This is a genomic window from Paraburkholderia sp. DHOC27, from assembly GCF_003429005.1.
Classification (GTDB): Bacteria; Pseudomonadota; Gammaproteobacteria; order Burkholderiales; family Burkholderiaceae; genus Paraburkholderia.
In genome coordinates this window covers 566,403-581,641 of the sequence record NZ_QVQV01000006.1, presented here as the reverse complement: position 1 = coordinate 581,641, position 15,239 = coordinate 566,403, and the positions used below count along the sequence as shown (strand labels likewise).

Genomic DNA, 15,239 nt, shown 5'->3' with positions numbered 1-15,239 from the left:
CAGGCCGTGCAACTGGAAATCGAAGGAGAACCACGAAAGATGAGAAGAAAGCTACTGGGTGTCGGCGCGTGCGCGCTGACCGTCCTGATGATGGCGGGTTGCACCGCACCGCTGAATCGCGCCAAGGAAACCTCGCTGAATCAGGCCGCCGGAATCGAAGTGAAGCCCGTCGCCGACGGCGTGTCGGTCAAGCTCCCCGAAGCCGCGCTGTTCGACTTCGGCAAGTCCGCAATACGACCCGATGCGATCGCGGTCATCAACCGCTCCGCTGTGCTGCTCAATCGCAGCAAAAAGCCGATTCTGGTGGAGGGCTTCACCGACAACGTCGGCACGCTCGAATACAACCAGCAACTCTCGGAAGCCCGCGCGGAAGCGGTCGGCTATGCATTGGTGGCGCGCGGCGTGACGATGGCGCGTATCCGCACCAAGGGTAGCGCGTACAACAATCCGGTTGCGAGCAACGATACGGCTGATGGACGCGCGTTGAACCGGCGCACCGAAATCCTCGTGCGCGGCGAAACGCTCGATACGTTGATGGGACGCTAAGAGAAACGGGCCGCAGCGTGAACTACGCTACGGCCCGTCTGGTCTGGTTTGCGTCAATGACACCGTGCCTGCACGGCAATGCTTTCAGGCAGATGCGCGGCTCACGAATTCGCGCAGCGCATCCTGTAGATCCTCCAGCACCGGCCCCCACTGATTCAATTCGCGCTGCCTGAATAGCCGCGCGGACGGATACCACGGGCTGTCGGTGCGCTCCAGCATCCAGCGCCAGTCGGTGCAGGTGGGCAGCAAAATCCACACGGGCCGGCCGGCGGCGCCGGCCAGATGCGCCACCGCGGTATCCACGGTAATCACCAGATCGAGCGACTCGAAGATCGCCAACGTATCGGCGAAACTGCCTATCTCCGGCCCGAGCCTGTGCATGCCAGTGTGCGCGGGCAATGCATCCAGTTCGTCCTGCGCCGCGCCCATTTGCAGCGAAAACCAGTTGACGCCGGGTAAATCGAACATGGGTTGTAACCGCTGCAACGGCAGCGAACGATAGCGATCCAACCCATAAGCCGGATTGCCTGCCCACACGAGGCCAACGCGTGGCTTGCGGCGGGCGTTCGGCACGTCTCCTGTGATGGTGTCGAGCCGCCTGCTCCAGCGTTCGAGTTTGCCCGCCTGAGCCTTAAGGTACGGCATGGCCACGGGCAGCATCGCTTGCGTGAGCGGCATGTATTCGGGCAACCGCATCATGCGACACCAGTAGTCGTACGGACCCGGCGGCAACGTGGTCCATGCGGCATGGACGCCCGATGCGCCGCGCGCGAGATCGCCTAGCGGCGTCTCCACCCACACGTCTACCGTCGCACCCTGCCGATGCAGCCAGTCGGCCATGCGCAAAAACTGCAGTTGATCGCCCAGCCCCTGCTCACCGATCAGCAAGAACCGGCTGCCCTCAAGCGGCTCACCACGCCACTCAGGAAAATTAGGACGCACCAGATCGTGATTCTCGGGCAGCGCTTCATGCCAGCGGTACTGCTTCCAACCCTGTTCGAAGTCACCGAGCCGCAATTGCGTGGCGGCCAGATTGAACTGCATGCGCGGGTTATCCGGCAACAGTCTGGCGGCCTCCAGCGTGTGCTCGTGCATGGGCAGGAACCGGCCCAGCATGTTGTACGAGAAGGACGCATTGTGATGCAGCCACGCGTTGTGGGGATCGACGGCAATTCCCTGCTGCGCCGCGCTGATGGCGTCCTCGAAACGGTCAATGCCGTTCAGCGCGAAGGCCACTCGCTCCAATGCGGCGGCATCGGCCACATAGCGCGTACGCAACGTTGCGAGCAGTGCGTCGATTTGCGCGTGACGTCCCGCTTTTGACAGCGCCGCGAGCAACGCCTGGGCGTCCGCGATGTTGCTCGAATCGAGCTGCCACGCCTGCTGCCAATGGTCTGCCGCGACGTTCCATTCCTCCAGTTCCTCGCCGATCCGGGCGAGCGCACGCGCGGCATGATGCAGCGTCGGATCCAGTTCGAGCGCCCTGCTGAAGTGCGAGCGCGCTTCCACCAGACGTCCGGAGAGCTTCAGACAGTCAGCCAGATTGCGATGCACACTGGCCGTGCTGTCCGCGAGCGCCAGCGCCCGATGATAAAACGCCTCCGCTGCCACTCTGTCATCGCTCAACGCGGCCAGCAGCCCGCGGTGCTCCCAGATGTCCGCGCGTTCAGGGGCGACGCCGAGCGCTTCGTCGAGATAACGCCGCGCCCGCTCGGGCTGATTCTCCCGAAAGCAGGCGAGGCCCATGCGATGCAGCGCATGCACATGCCGAGGCTGCTCCTGCAAAACGCGCTCGTAGGCGAGCATGGCTTGCGCCGTGTGCCCGGTGGCATAGAGCGCGTTCGCGTGTTCGATCAAGGGGGACTGAGGTTGAGGCAGATTCACGGCAGGCGCGGACAGGAGATCCGATGTGGACGTAGAGATCAGGGGTTGATTGGGGCGCTGTCTTGCGCGGACGGTTTAGGGGTCCGCCGCTCAGCGCCCGGCTCTTCAGCGGTTCGCGACCTGGCGCTTGAGTGCCTCCAGCCGCGCGGCCACACGCTCGACCACCGGTGCCCACGCGCCCGGCGCGGGTTGCCGGAACAACTCCACGGAGTCGTACCACGACTGTTGCTCTGCATTGCCCCAACACCAATGCGACACGTGATCGAGCATGCCCAGCACCGGCGTGCCGAGCGCGCCGCCCAGATGCAGGGGCGCGCTGTCGATGGTGAGCAGCGCGTCGAGCGCCGTGACATGCGCTGCGACGTCGTCGAAGCCCGCCGCGTATTGATCGGTCAAATCGCGCACGCGGCAGCCCTGTGCATGGAGCATGGCTACGTCGGCGCTGCGCCCCGGTGTCAGCGGGTGAAATACGACATCTGGCAGTGCGAGGACCGGCGCCAGTTCGGCAAGGGCAATGGAGCGCTTCGCGTCGCGCCGGTGCGTCGGACTGCCGGACCACACCAGCCCGATTTGCAACGCGGCCTCACGGGCACCGTGCGCATCTCGTGCATTTTGCGCGCTGGTATGAACGCGCTCGCGCCACTGTGCGACGCGCTCCGAGTCCGCATGCAGGTAAGGAGCCCCGTTCACCGCGCTGGACTGCAAGCCAAGCGCAAACGGCAGGCTCATCATCGGCAGACCGTAATGCGGCTCGCCAAGCGGACCGTCTTCGATGGATACGCAGTCCGCATAGAAACGTGCGAACAGCGGTTGCAGCGCCCGACGCACCGCCAGCACGAGCCGGCCGCCCTCGTCATGCACGCGTGCCGCGAGTTCGGGCACGAAGCGCACCATCTGGATATCGTCGCCATTGCCCTGTTCGCTGTGCACCATCAGCGTCTTGCCGGCAAGCGGCTCGCCGCGCCAGCGTGGCGCAAGACGCGCCATCACCATGACGACGTTGTTGTCCGTGCGATCGTCGCGCCCCAGTCGTCCCTCGTATCGCGGCCATGAGGCCGTCCAGTCGCCGCGCCGCAATTCGAGCTCCGCCAGATCGACGGCGGCCGTTGGGTTGGCGGGGTCCACCGCAAGCACGGCGTGCAAGGCGGTTTCGCCATCGGCGTAACGCCCCTGTTCGGTCACGTATTGACCAATCGCGGCGAGCACTGCCGGGTTGCCCGGCGCGGCGGCATCGACTGCGCGCATGGTCGCTTCTGCAGCCGCGGCGTCGTTGCGCTGCCACTGCGCGTGGCTCAGCTGCCATGCCATTTCCGCGTCGTCGGGACGGGTTGCAAGAACAGCGCGGCACACACGCTCGACCGCGTCCCAATCACGCGTCTCCCGGTATGCCAGCGCGAGATGCAACGGCAGCAACGGATGAATCTGCGGATCGAGCACGAACGCGCGGGCAAGCGCCTCGCGTCGCTCGGTCCGCGCTTCTGCGTGCGGCAGGTGGTCGGCGCAGACACCCAGCCACCAGGGGGCGCGGGCATCGTGCGGCGCGTGACGCTCGTAGGCTCGCAGCAGATGCGCCGCCGCTGACCACGCAGCGCAGTCGTCGATCAGCCACACCAGCCATTCGACCGTCTTTGCTTCGGGCTGAGCACTCACCGCCAGCTCACTGAAGTGCTTCGCGTGCGCGGGCTTGCCGAGCGCGTCGGCAAACAACGCCAGTCGCGCATAGCGCGCGCCGCTTTCACGCTCGCCGGGCGCCATGGATGCGCTGTGATACGCCTGCTCGAAATGTTCCGCACTTGCGCACAGATCCGCATGCAACTGCGGCGTCGTGCCCTCTTGAGCCAGCGCAATGGCGCGCTGCTGGGCGGCTTCGAAACCCTGCTCGCGCAAGGTCGACCAGACGACGTATACAGGATGAAATGAGCTTGCGGAATGGGATTCAGACATGAGCGAAACAGCCAGAGACAGGAAGACGTGCGTTGCACTGTCGGCGTTCAGGCTCGTGAAAGCGATGCTTGATCGGACAGGCAAAACGGGAACTTCACAGAATAGGCCTGCTTTGCGCTCGCGCATCTCATATTCAAATCTCAATTTATCGCGATTGCCAACGTTTAGTTAGTAAACCATAATTAATTTTCGTTTGGCCAAACGAGCGCTTTGAATAACGGCGAGGTTTTGAAGTCGCGGCATTGAGGTCGCAACATGGAATCCGCGTTCTTAATTTCGCCTCGTAAAAACAGGAAAACTATCAAGGAGTAGGGTTTGAATAACAACGGAAAAGAAACCTCTGATCGCATCGCGCATCTGGCCGCCGTCGTGCTGGCAAAACACGGCACGCTTCACACGGAAAAAGAACTGGCGGGTTCCGCGCTGGCGCAACATCACACGGCCAAGCAAACCAGCGCGGCCATAGGCAGTCTCGCGGCCAAGGTATTGGGCGACCACAATGCGTGTCACGAAGCGAAGGAACTGGCAGGGTCGGTGTTGTCGCAAGTTCGTCACTTGCACGGCTCCGCTCACGGGGCGTGAGCCATTGAACGTTCGCAATGGAACGAGCGTGAAGTCTGCTTGATCCAGCACGTCGGATAAATGCCTTGCGCTTGAACTCGCAAGAGCCAATTCGCTCAACGGGCGATTCAAAAAAAATGCGCTGCCGAAGCAGCGCATTTTTAACCTGTCAAACTGGTTCTACGCGTAAGCGTACAAGTCCGCGTCTGCGATTCAACCACCACGCGCCAGCAGCAACGCATTGGTCCGCTTGACGAAGCTCGCCGGATCTTCCAGCGCGCCCCCTTCAGCGAGCAGCGCCTGATCGAACAACAGATGGCACCAGTCGTCGAAGTTCGCGCTGTCCGCATGCAGGCCCTTCACCAGCGCATGCTCCGGGTTCACTTCCAGGATCGGATGGAACGACGGTGCCTGCTGACCCGCGGCCTTCAGCATGCGTTGCAGGTAGCCGCTCATCTCGCCGTCGTCCGCAACGAGGCATGACGGCGAATCGGTCAGGCGGAACGTCAGACGCACGTCCTTGGCCTTGTCCTTCAGCGCTTCCTTCATCTTCTCGACCAGCGGCTTCAGTTCTTCGCTGACCTTTTCCTGCGCCTCTTTTTCCTCATCGTTCAGCGCGCCGAGATCGAGGTCGCCGCGTGCCACGCTTTGCAGCGGCTTGCCGTCGAACTCGGTGAGGAACGACAGCATCCATTCATCCACGCGGTCGGTCAGCAGCAACACTTCCACGCCCTTCTTGCGGAACACTTCGAGATGCGGGCTATGCGTGGCGGCCTGGAACGTGTCGGCGGTGACGTAGTAGATCTTGCTTTGCTCGGGCTTCATGCGCGCGACGTAATCCGCCAGCGACACGTTCTGCTCCGTCGAATCCGTATGCGTCGAAGCAAAGCGCAGCAGCTTGGCGATCCGGTCTTTGTTGGCGAAGTCTTCGCCAATGCCTTCCTTCAACGCCTGACCGAATTCCTGCCAGAATTTGGCGTACTTTTCCTTGTCGGCGTCGTTATCGGCGTTGGCCAGCTCTTCGAGCATCGACAGCGCACGCTTGGTCACACCTTCGCGGATCGCCTTGACGTCGCGGCTTTCCTGGAGGATTTCGCGCGAAACGTTGAGCGGCAGATCGCTCGAATCCACCACGCCTTTCACGAAGCGCAGATACGTGGGCAACAGTTGCTCGGCGTCGTCCATGATGAACACGCGCTTCACATACAGCTTCAGCCCGCCGCGATGATCGCGGTTCCACATGTCGAACGGCGCGGCACCCGGCACGTACAGCAATTGCGTGTATTCGCTGCGGCCCTCGACACGGTTGTGCGTCCACGTCAGCGGGTCCTGATGGTCGTGCGAGAGGTGCTGATAGAACTGCTTGTACTGCTCGTCGGTGATGTCGTTCTTCGCGCGCGTCCAAAGTGCGCTGGCCTGATTGACGGTCTCGTCCTCGTCCTTCGTGACCATCTCGCTCTTTTCCGCGTCCCATTCCTCTTTCTTCATCAGGATGGGCAGCGCGACGTGATCCGAGTACTTCTGGATGATCGACTTCAGACGGTGCGACGACAGCAGTTCGTCTTCGTCCGCGCGCAGATGCAGCGTGATGGTCGTGCCGCGCTGGGCGCGCTCGATCGTCTCCACCGCGAAATCGCCCTCGCCCGCGCTTTCCCAGCGCACGCCTTCCGACGCCGGCAAACCGGCACGGCGCGATTCCACCGTGATCTTGTCCGCGACGATGAAGCCCGAATAGAAACCCACGCCGAACTGGCCGATCAGCGCTGCATCTTTCTGCTGGTCGCCGGACAGTTTGCCGAAGAATTCCTTGGTGCCCGAACGGGCGATCGTGCCAAGGTGCGAAACCGCCTCGTCGCGGCTCATGCCGATGCCGTTATCGTCGATGGTGATGGTGCGCGCGGCCTTGTCGTACGAAATGCGGATCCGCAAAGTAGGATCGTTTTCGTACAAGGCGTTGTTTTCGATGGCTTCGAAGCGCAGTTTGTCAGCGGCATCCGAGGCGTTGGAGATCAGCTCGCGGAGGAAAATTTCCTTGTTGCTGTACAGCGAATGGATCATCAGTTGCAGAAGCTGCTTCACTTCTGCCTGAAAGCTCATGGTTTCTTGTGCCATGGTCAGACTTCCTCTCTGTTTGTAGCGGTTGATTCAGTTAAGCGAGGCCACGAAGCGCCAGGCGCCGTTGATGCTGCGTCAGGCGTGTCGTAGCGGACCCGGACGCGGATCCGGCACACGCGGCCGCCCACACGGTTTCGCGCCTAATTGGGTACTATCGGCGTGATTTCAAGAGGCGCGCCGCGCGACACCTTCCAGATAGCGGCCCAGGAACGCCGGCAGTTCCGGATCCCCGCAATTGGCCACATTAAACCGCGTCCAGGTGGAGGGCGACTGCTGCGGCGAGAACAGGCTGCCGGGGCTCAGCAGAAAGCCCGCCTCGTGCGCGGCGGTGGCCAGCACGTCCGAATCCACACCCGTGTCGGCCCACAAGAACATACCAGCGCCCGGTGACTGAAACAGCTTCAGACCGGTCTTTTCCAGCATCCGGCCGGCCTTGTCGCGCACGCCGTCGAGCCGCGCCCGCAACCGCTCCACGTGACGCCGGTAGTGGCCTTCCGTGAGAATCTTGTAGAGCACCCGTTCGTTGAGTTCGGGGCTCGTCATGCCCACCAGCATCTTCTGGTCCGTGACTGCCTTGGCGACTTCCGGCGCGCAGGCGATGAAGCCCACCCGCAGATTCGGCGCGAGCGTCTTCGAGAAGCTGCCCAGATAGATGACGCGTTTGAGCTGATCGAGGCTGGCGAGCCGCGTGGCCGGATAGCCGGGCGGACACAGGTCGCCGTAAATGTCGTCCTCGACCACGATGAAATCGTATTCTTCGGCCAGACGCAGGATGCGAAACGCCTGCGCGGCGGTCAGCGAAGTGCCGGTCGGATTCTGCAAAACCGAGTTGATCACCAGCATTTTCGGGCGCCATGTCTGCACCAGCACCTCGAGCGCGTCCAGATCGGGGCCCTCCGGCGTGTACGGCATGCCGACGAGGCGCGCGCCCTGCGACGCGAAGCGCCCGAACATCTGGAACCACGCCGGATCGCCCACGATCACCGCGTCGCCCGGCTGCACGAAGATGCGCGCGATCAGGTCGATGGACTGCGTGACGCCAGAACTCATGACGATCTGCTCGGGCGAGGCGCCGATTTCCAGTTCCTCGAGGCGCGTCTGCAACTGCTGACGCAACGGCAAAAAGCCTTGCGCCGTGCCGAAACCCAGCATCTGCGCACCGCTTTGCCGCCCCAGCGTGCGCAGCGCGCCCGTGATGAGGTCGCCGTCGAGCCAGCGGCTCGGCAGATAGCCGAGCCCCGGCCCGCGCTCGGGCCTGGTCGAGGTTTGCAGCATGTTGCGCAGCAGCCAGACAACGTCGATCGTGTTCGGCGCTGCGGTGGGCTCGGTGCTCGGGCGACGTTCGCCGGGCATCGGCGCGGCGAGGCGTTCGCGTACATAAAAGCCGGAGCCGCGCCGCGAATCCAGATAGCCCTGCGCAACCAGGCGCTCATACGCCTCGACCACCGTGAAGCGCGACACGCCTTTATCCAGCGCCAGCTTGCGGATGGACGGCATGCGCATGCCGGCGCGGAACACGCGCTCTTCGATGCGGCGGCGCCCCCACTGGACGAGCTGATCCACCAGCGTCAGCGCGGAAGCGTCGTGCGGCGCGGGAATCTGGTCGAGCGGGACGGACATAACGGGCTCCAACTGTACCGAACATTATTGGGACGATTGTACCGTTACTGTGCAGGTGGAGGGCGGTACATTCAAACTCAGATGAATTTCGAGATGCCGTCGGCGCGCTGGATTCGGAGCCGCTGGCCGTCGGGTTTTACAACCGGGTTTGCAACCGGCTTTGCAATCGGTTTCATCGCCGGGTTTGCCCGCGAGGTTTGCCATCTGGGCTGATGCGGAAATCAACAAAGCTGCAACGCATTACAATCGACCCCGCCAGGCGGCCCGGGAGACTCGCTGTTCCACTTCGCCGGGCAAACCCGCTGACCAGACTGGCCAGCCAACCCGTCACCCAAACCTTGCGCGTCCAGACAGCGCGCACGACAGCAACCGCCTTCATCAGCCAACATGACCGCCAGTTCGCTCCGTCTCGATCATCTCGTGATCTCCGCCCGGACCCTCGACGAAGGGACCCAGTACGTGACCGACACGCTTGGCGTAGCGCCGACAAACGGTGGCGCGCATCCGTTGATGCGCACGCACAACCGCCTGCTGAATCTGTGGGGTGGCGTCTATCTCGAGGTGATCGCGGTCGATCCGGACGCCATCGCATCCAGCAGCGGCGCGGAAGCGCGTCCGCGTCTGTTCGCGCTCGACGCGCCTGAGACGCATGCGCGGCTCGCGAATGGACCGTATCTGTCTCATTGGGTCGCGCGGGTCGACCGTCCGAAGCATTTGCAACGCTGGCAAGCGCAGTATCCGCAGCGCATCCCGCCGGTCGTGCCGCTGACGCGCGGCGCGCTCACGTGGGGTCTCACGGTGCCCGACGATGGCGCCTTCCCGAGTTGGGAAGGCGTCGGCGATGGCCTGCTGCCCACGCTGATCCAGTGGGACACGCCACAACACCCGTCGCAGATGCTGCCGGAAACGGAACTGGCGTTGAAGTCGCTCAAAGGCTTTCACCCGCAGGCGGAAACGCTCAAGGCGCAACTGGACTGGCTCGGCGCCGGGCATCTGATCGAACTGCATACTCAGGACGCCGCAGCGGGTGTCCCGGTGCTGACAGCCGAGTTCGACACGCCCAACGGTCCGCGCACCCTGAAATAACCGGCCCCCTTCTCCGCGCGCGGGCTAGCAACTCGCGCGATAATCGAAACTTTACGATTCGCTCAAGCAGCGCCTGTCGAGGAAACCATGAATCAAAGCGACCTCAAAGCCCCCACGTGGCAACTGTCCGAACGCGCCCGCAAGCTCACCAGCTCGGCGATTCGGGAAATCCTGAAGGTCACGGAGCGGCCCGAGGTCATTTCGTTCGCGGGCGGCCTGCCCTCGCCGGCCACCTTCCCCGCTGAACGGATGCGCGAGGCCTCCGACCGGATCCTGCGCGATTCGCCCGCCGCCGCGTTGCAGTACAGCGCGACCGAGGGTTATCTGCCGCTGCGCGAATGGGTCGCGGCGCGCTACTCGGTGAACGGCGCACAGATCCGTGCGTCGCAGGTGTTGATCACCACGGGCTCACAGCAGGCGCTCGATCTGCTCGGCAAGGTCCTCGTCTGTCCGGATAGCCCCGTGCTGGTCGAAACGCCGACTTACCTCGGCGCGCTGCAATCGTTCTCGCTCTACGAGCCGCGCTATGTGCAGGTCGCCACGGACGATCACGGTCTGATCCCCGAGGCGCTCACCGCCGAGCTGACCGCTGGCGCGCGCCTCCTGTACGCGCAACCGAACTTCCAGAATCCGACCGGCCGCCGCCTGCCGCTCGAACGTCGCCAGGCGCTGGCAAAGATGGCGCAGACGGCCGCGTTCCCGATCATCGAAGACGACCCGTACGGCGCGCTCGACTACGCGGGCGAACCGCTGCCCACGCTGCTTTCGATGGCGCCCGAGCACATCGTGCACCTCGGCTCGTTCTCGAAGGTACTGGCGCCGGGTCTGCGCGTCGGCTACATCATTGCGCCCGAGGAACTGCACTTCAAACTGGTCCAGGCCAAGCAGGCCACCGACCTGCACACGCCGAGCTTCACGCAACGCATCGTGCATGAAGTGGTGAAGGACGGCTTTCTCGACACGCACGTGCCGACCATTCGCACGCTGTACCGCGATCAATGTGCAGCGATGCTGGCGGCGCTCGAACGCTACATGCCGCAGGGCGTGAGCTGGAATCGGCCGGAAGGCGGCATGTTCGTGTGGGTGACGTTGCCCGCGCAGATCGACAGCATGAAGCTGCTCGCGCAAGCCGTGGCGCAGAACGTGGCCTTTGTGCCGGGTGCCCCGTTCTACGCAGATGAAGCCCAGGCCAACACCCTGCGCCTGTCGTTCGTCACCGTGCCGCCGGCCAAAATCGACGAAGGCGTGGCTCGCCTCGCCGACCTGATTCGCGCCCGCGTTTAAGCGCGCGTCCTCATTCTCATCATTAAGGAATGCCATGACTCAAGCCAACGTGTATGACAAGCTGAAGGAACTCGGGATCGAACTGCCCACCGCGGGCGCACCGGCAGCGGCTTACGTGATGAGCGCGCAGAGCGGCAACACCGTGTATCTGTCCGGCCATATCGCCAGGAAAGACGGCAAGGTGTGGGTGGGCAAACTGGGCAGCACGCTCGGCACGGAAGAAGGCAAGCTCGCGGCACGTTCGATTGCGATCGATCTGCTCGCCACGCTGCATGCGCATGTGGGCGACCTCAACCGCGTCAAGCGCATCGTCAAGCTGATGAGCCTCGTCAACTCGACGCTCGATTTCACCGAACAGCATCTCGTCACCAACGGCGCATCGGAACTGATCGCCGATATCTTCGGTGAACGCGGCAAGCATGCACGCTCGGCCTTCGGCGTCGCGCAGATTCCGCTCGGCGCGTGCGTCGAGATCGAGATGATCGCGGAAGTCGAGTAACGCCATGACTACGCGCACGGTGCGTTTCAAACAGGTCGATGTGTTTACCGCCGTGCCGTTCAAAGGCAATCCGCTGGCGGTCGTGTTCGATGCCGACGATCTCGACGACGCCCAGATGCAGGCGATCGCCCGCTGGACGAATCTGTCGGAGACCACCTTCCTGGTGAAACCAACGGATCCGGCAGCGGACTATCACGTCCGCATCTTTACGACGGATGGCGAATTGCCGTTCGCCGGGCATCCCACGCTAGGCACGGCGCACGCCGTGCTCGAAACAGGTTATCAGCCGAAGACGCCAGGCAAGCTGCTGCAACAATGCGGCGTGGGTCTCGTGGAACTGAGCGCCATCGACGGCGGCGCATGGGCCTTCGCCGCGCCGCCCGCGCGCGTCACGCCGCTGCCCGCCGATCTGTATGACACGCTGAGCCAGGCATTGGGCACCGACGCAATCGACTTCAGCGCTGCACCGTGCGGCGTGAACAATGGCACGGCGTGGCTCGTCGTGCGCGTGACTTCCGCGCAAGCCTGCCTCGCCATCACAGCCGACCCCACCGCGCTCGCGCGGGTCGTTGCAGCCGTCGACACACATGGCATTGCTGTCTATGGCCCACACGCCGCAAGCGGCCCGGCTACTTTCGAAGTGCGCTGCCTGATGCTGGGCGGCAATCTCGGCGCGGGCGAAGACCCTGTCACGGGCAGTGCCAATGCTGCAATAGCTGGACTATTGAGCACGCAGCAACGCCGCCCGGGGCTCGCCTATACGGCACGGCAGGGCACCGTGCTCGGACGCGCCGGGCAGATCTCGGTACGTTATGACGACGCGAGCGGCAAGACGTGGGTCGGCGGTTCGACGGTCACGATTGTCGACGGCACCTTCCGGTTGCCTTAACAGAAAAACGCGAGCGAAACCCGCAAGCGCAACTACGGGTACGCCGAACTGAAACGTAGGCTCGATGCAACAGCGCCTCATCGAGCCAAGCTTGTCCACAAAAAGCCTCATCAGGACAACTCGACGTTGTCCCCCGCCATTCCCTGAGCATCCCTGACCACCTGCTTCGTTCGCTGCCCCTGCGAGGCGCGCGTATACCCGAAGCGCGGCCCCTTTCTTAAATGAGCGCCATTCAGTAATATCAAAGCGTATTCGTCGGTCCAATGACGGTCCGGCGCGACGTCAAGCCTCTCCCTCCTGCGCAGCAGTCCCGGCACCTTGCTCATGATGCAGCCACACTCGAAAAACGCGCAGTCGCTGTCCACAAGCTCGCTGCCAGACGGCGCGCGGGCGCGGTCCCACTGATGACCCAGTCTCGCTTCTCCACGCGCGATGGCCGGCACCGTCAGGAGACGGTGGTGCCGCGCCGCCGTACGCTGCTCGCCATCCCCGCACTCGGCGTGCTGGTGCTGATCCTGCTGTGGGCCGTGATCTTCGCGCGTCTTTCGGTGGAACGCGATGCCACCACGCATGAGGCGATGGCATCCGCCGCGATTCTCTCGGCCGCACTGGAACAGCACACGGTCAAGGCGATCCATCAGGTCGACCAGATCACTCGTTTCGTGAAATACGAGTTCGAAAAAACGCCCGATCACTTCGATCTCGCCAGCACGGTTGAAAAAGGCGTCGTACAAAGCGACACACTGGTGCAGGTTTCGATCATTGATGAACACGGCACGCTCGTGTCCAGCACCGCCGAGCAAAATCCGAAGCACATCGACCTGTCGGACCGCGAACACTTCAAGGTTCACGAGCACGAAAACGACGACAATCTCTACATCAGCAAGCCCGTGCTCGGCCGCCTGTCAGGACAGTGGACGTTGCAGATGACGCGCCGCCTGAATCATGCGGACGGCTCGTTCGCGGGCGTCGTGGTGGTGTCCGAAGATCCAGGTTATTTCACCAGCGATTTCTATAACAACGCGGCGATTGGCCGCGACGGCGTGATCGCTGTTATTGCAGACAACGGCGCCGTACTGGCGCGTCGCACCGGCAATGCAGACGCAGCCAACGGCAAGTTCTCCGCCACCGGTTCCTATCCGAGTTCCGAGCATGTCTCGGGCACCTACGTCGATTCGATCGACAATGTCACGCGCATTTTCTCGTACCGGCATATCGACGGCTATCCGCTCGGCGTGCTGGTGGGTCTCTCGCAAGCCGAAGAGTTCGCCGACTACAACCACACGCGCAACGTCTATCTGCTGATGGCGAGTTTCATCTCGCTCGCCATGCTGAGCTTCTTCGCGGTCGCTACCGGCCTGATCGGCAAGCTGCTGGGACGCGAACGCGAAATGACGCATCTGGTCGAATACGATCTGCTGACGGGCCTGCGTAACCGCTACTCGACCTTGCAAAGCCTGCGGCATGACGTGGTGAATCCGACCAACCTCGGCCGGCTCGCGATCCTCTTCATCGACCTCGACAACTTCAAGACCGTCAACGACACACTCGGCCACAACGCCGGCGACATCGTCCTGCAGATGACCGCCGCGCGCCTCGCGGATGCGATGGGCGACGGCGGCGCGTTGAGCCGCATTGGCGGCGACGAGTTCGTGGTGGTCATCAAGGGCGACGATGTCGAGAAGCGCGCCGTCGATCTCGCAGAAGCCGCCGCCGACGTTTTCGCCAAACCGTTCGAAGTGCGCGGCAGCGCGTTCGTGCTGCACGCGAGCATCGGTATTGCGCTGTATTCGGTGCCGAACGAGAGCGAGATCGACCTGCTGAAGAAGGCCGACCTGGCCATGTACAGCGCGAAGGACGCCGGCAAGAACTGCTACCAGTTTTACTCGCCGCAACTGTCCCACCGCGCGGACCATCTGATGAAGTGGGAGCAGCAACTGCGCGTGGCACTCTCAGAGGGGCAACTGTTCCTCGCCTATCAGCCGAAGATCGATCTCACGCGTCGTTGCATCACCGGGTTCGAGGCGCTGGTGCGCTGGAATCATCCACAGCATGGCCTGATTCCCGCCAACGAATTTATTCCGGTAGCCGAATCAACCGGGCTGATCGTGCCCATTGGCGACTTCGTGATCGAGACCGCCTGCCGGCAACTGGCGCAATGGCAGCAACAAGGCTACGACACGATGTCGCTGGCGGTGAACATTTCCGCCGTGCAGTTCTGGCGCGGCGATCTCTACGAGACCATTTCGAACGCCATCGAAGAGACTGGCATCTCCGCGCGCCGCCTCGAACTCGAGATCACGGAAACGGCGATGATGGAGTACCCCGATCTCGTCTCCGAAAAAATCTTTGCGCTCAAGCGGCTCGGCGTGCGAATTGCGCTCGATGATTTCGGCACCGGCTATTCGTCGTTGTCCTATCTGAACCGCTTCTCGGTGGATACGCTGAAGGTGGACCGCTCGTTCGTGCAGGCCATCCCCGGCGACCGCAGCGTGTGCGTGATGGTGACGGCCATCGTCAATCTGGCACGCTCGCTGGGGCTGACGGTGGTGGTGGAAGGCACCGAGACGGAGGAACAGATTGCGTGGCTGGCCGCACTGGGCCATATCGAAGCGCAAGGCTTCCTGTTCTCGCGGCCGGTTCCCGTCGATGCGATTCCGGCCCTGCTCGAACGCTTCGGTGTGTGCGGACTGCCCGAGCGGCGCAGTGCGCGTGAGGTGGCTGCGGCGAGCGTCGGCAATACGTCGAACGGTGGCGGACGCTCCGAGTAGTCGCGATTATTCGATGCCGTTGAGCGGCACTGTGCCGGTG

General features: G+C 63.1%; 11 protein-coding genes. 7 read left to right on the top strand and 4 right to left on the bottom strand.

Translation table 11 applies throughout. The annotated features are described in order from the left end of the window. Positions 1 to 39 precede the first annotated feature (39 nt). Entirely contained in the window at positions 40 to 546 is a 507-nt protein-coding gene (locus D0B32_RS21270; protein ID WP_117336240.1) for an OmpA family protein, read from the top strand. 84 nt (positions 547 to 630) lie between these two features. Here the strand turns inward: D0B32_RS21270 and D0B32_RS21265 are convergent, their stop codons facing one another. Next, a complete protein-coding gene (locus D0B32_RS21265; protein WP_404935573.1) occupies positions 631 to 2,430 on the bottom strand; it encodes a tetratricopeptide repeat protein in 1,800 nt (599 codons plus the stop codon). Positions 2,431 to 2,535: 105 nt separating this feature from the next. Then, positions 2,536 to 4,374, bottom strand: coding sequence for a tetratricopeptide repeat protein (locus D0B32_RS21260; protein ID WP_117336239.1), 1,839 nt, complete (start codon positions 4,372 to 4,374; stop codon positions 2,536 to 2,538). Positions 4,375 to 4,689: 315 nt separating this feature from the next. Between D0B32_RS21260 and D0B32_RS21255 the strand changes: the two genes are divergently transcribed. After that, complete coding sequence (locus tag D0B32_RS21255; protein WP_117336238.1) at positions 4,690 to 4,956, top strand: hypothetical protein; 267 nt, start codon at positions 4,690 to 4,692, stop codon at positions 4,954 to 4,956. 192 nt (positions 4,957 to 5,148) lie between these two features. Here the strand turns inward: D0B32_RS21255 and htpG are convergent, their stop codons facing one another. Together htpG and D0B32_RS21245 are read right to left on the bottom strand one after the other, a co-directional pair. Then, positions 5,149 to 7,047 carry a molecular chaperone HtpG gene (gene htpG / locus D0B32_RS21250; RefSeq protein ID WP_117336237.1) on the bottom strand — a complete coding sequence of 633 codons (1,899 nt, stop codon included), beginning with the start codon at positions 7,045 to 7,047 and terminating at the stop codon, positions 5,149 to 5,151. Positions 7,048 to 7,215: 168 nt separating this feature from the next. Beyond that, positions 7,216 to 8,670 (bottom strand): PLP-dependent aminotransferase family protein, encoded by a 1,455-nt coding sequence (locus tag D0B32_RS21245; RefSeq protein ID WP_117336236.1) that lies wholly within the window; start codon positions 8,668 to 8,670, stop codon positions 7,216 to 7,218. Between the two features lie 387 nt (positions 8,671 to 9,057). Here D0B32_RS21245 and D0B32_RS21235 point away from each other — a divergent pair, with 387 nt between their 5' ends. From D0B32_RS21235 to D0B32_RS21210, 5 genes are all read left to right on the top strand, one after another. Further along, positions 9,058 to 9,756, top strand: a complete 699-nt coding sequence (locus tag D0B32_RS21235; RefSeq protein ID WP_117336234.1) for a VOC family protein — start codon at positions 9,058 to 9,060, stop codon at positions 9,754 to 9,756. An 87-nt stretch (positions 9,757 to 9,843) separates the two neighbouring features. Then, positions 9,844 to 11,040, top strand: coding sequence for a PLP-dependent aminotransferase family protein (locus tag D0B32_RS21230; protein WP_117336233.1), 1,197 nt, complete (start codon positions 9,844 to 9,846; stop codon positions 11,038 to 11,040). 34 nt (positions 11,041 to 11,074) lie between these two features. Continuing rightward, positions 11,075 to 11,539, top strand: coding sequence for a RidA family protein (locus D0B32_RS21225; protein WP_117336232.1), 465 nt, complete (start codon positions 11,075 to 11,077; stop codon positions 11,537 to 11,539). Between the two features lie 4 nt (positions 11,540 to 11,543). Then, positions 11,544 to 12,428 (top strand): PhzF family phenazine biosynthesis protein, encoded by an 885-nt coding sequence (locus tag D0B32_RS21220; RefSeq protein WP_117336231.1) that lies wholly within the window; start codon positions 11,544 to 11,546, stop codon positions 12,426 to 12,428. A gap of 404 nt (positions 12,429 to 12,832) precedes the next feature. Further along, positions 12,833 to 15,199: an EAL domain-containing protein gene (locus D0B32_RS21210; RefSeq protein ID WP_117336229.1), complete on the top strand. Its 2,367-nt coding sequence runs from the start codon at positions 12,833 to 12,835 to the stop codon at positions 15,197 to 15,199. Positions 15,200 to 15,239: the final 40 nt, after the last annotated feature.

Coding starts and splice junctions, on each gene's coding strand:
- D0B32_RS21270 (WP_117336240.1), top strand. CDS start 40: ATGAGAAGAAAGCTACTGGGTGTCGGCGCGTGCGCGCTGACCGTCCTG.
- D0B32_RS21260 (WP_117336239.1), bottom strand. CDS start 4,374: ATGTCTGAATCCCATTCCGCAAGCTCATTTCATCCTGTATACGTCGTC.
- htpG (WP_117336237.1), bottom strand. CDS start 7,047: ATGGCACAAGAAACCATGAGCTTTCAGGCAGAAGTGAAGCAGCTTCTG.
- D0B32_RS21245 (WP_117336236.1), bottom strand. CDS start 8,670: ATGTCCGTCCCGCTCGACCAGATTCCCGCGCCGCACGACGCTTCCGCG.
- D0B32_RS21235 (WP_117336234.1), top strand. CDS start 9,058: ATGACCGCCAGTTCGCTCCGTCTCGATCATCTCGTGATCTCCGCCCGG.
- D0B32_RS21230 (WP_117336233.1), top strand. CDS start 9,844: ATGAATCAAAGCGACCTCAAAGCCCCCACGTGGCAACTGTCCGAACGC.
- D0B32_RS21225 (WP_117336232.1), top strand. CDS start 11,075: ATGACTCAAGCCAACGTGTATGACAAGCTGAAGGAACTCGGGATCGAA.
- D0B32_RS21220 (WP_117336231.1), top strand. CDS start 11,544: ATGACTACGCGCACGGTGCGTTTCAAACAGGTCGATGTGTTTACCGCC.
- D0B32_RS21210 (WP_117336229.1), top strand. CDS start 12,833: ATGACCCAGTCTCGCTTCTCCACGCGCGATGGCCGGCACCGTCAGGAG.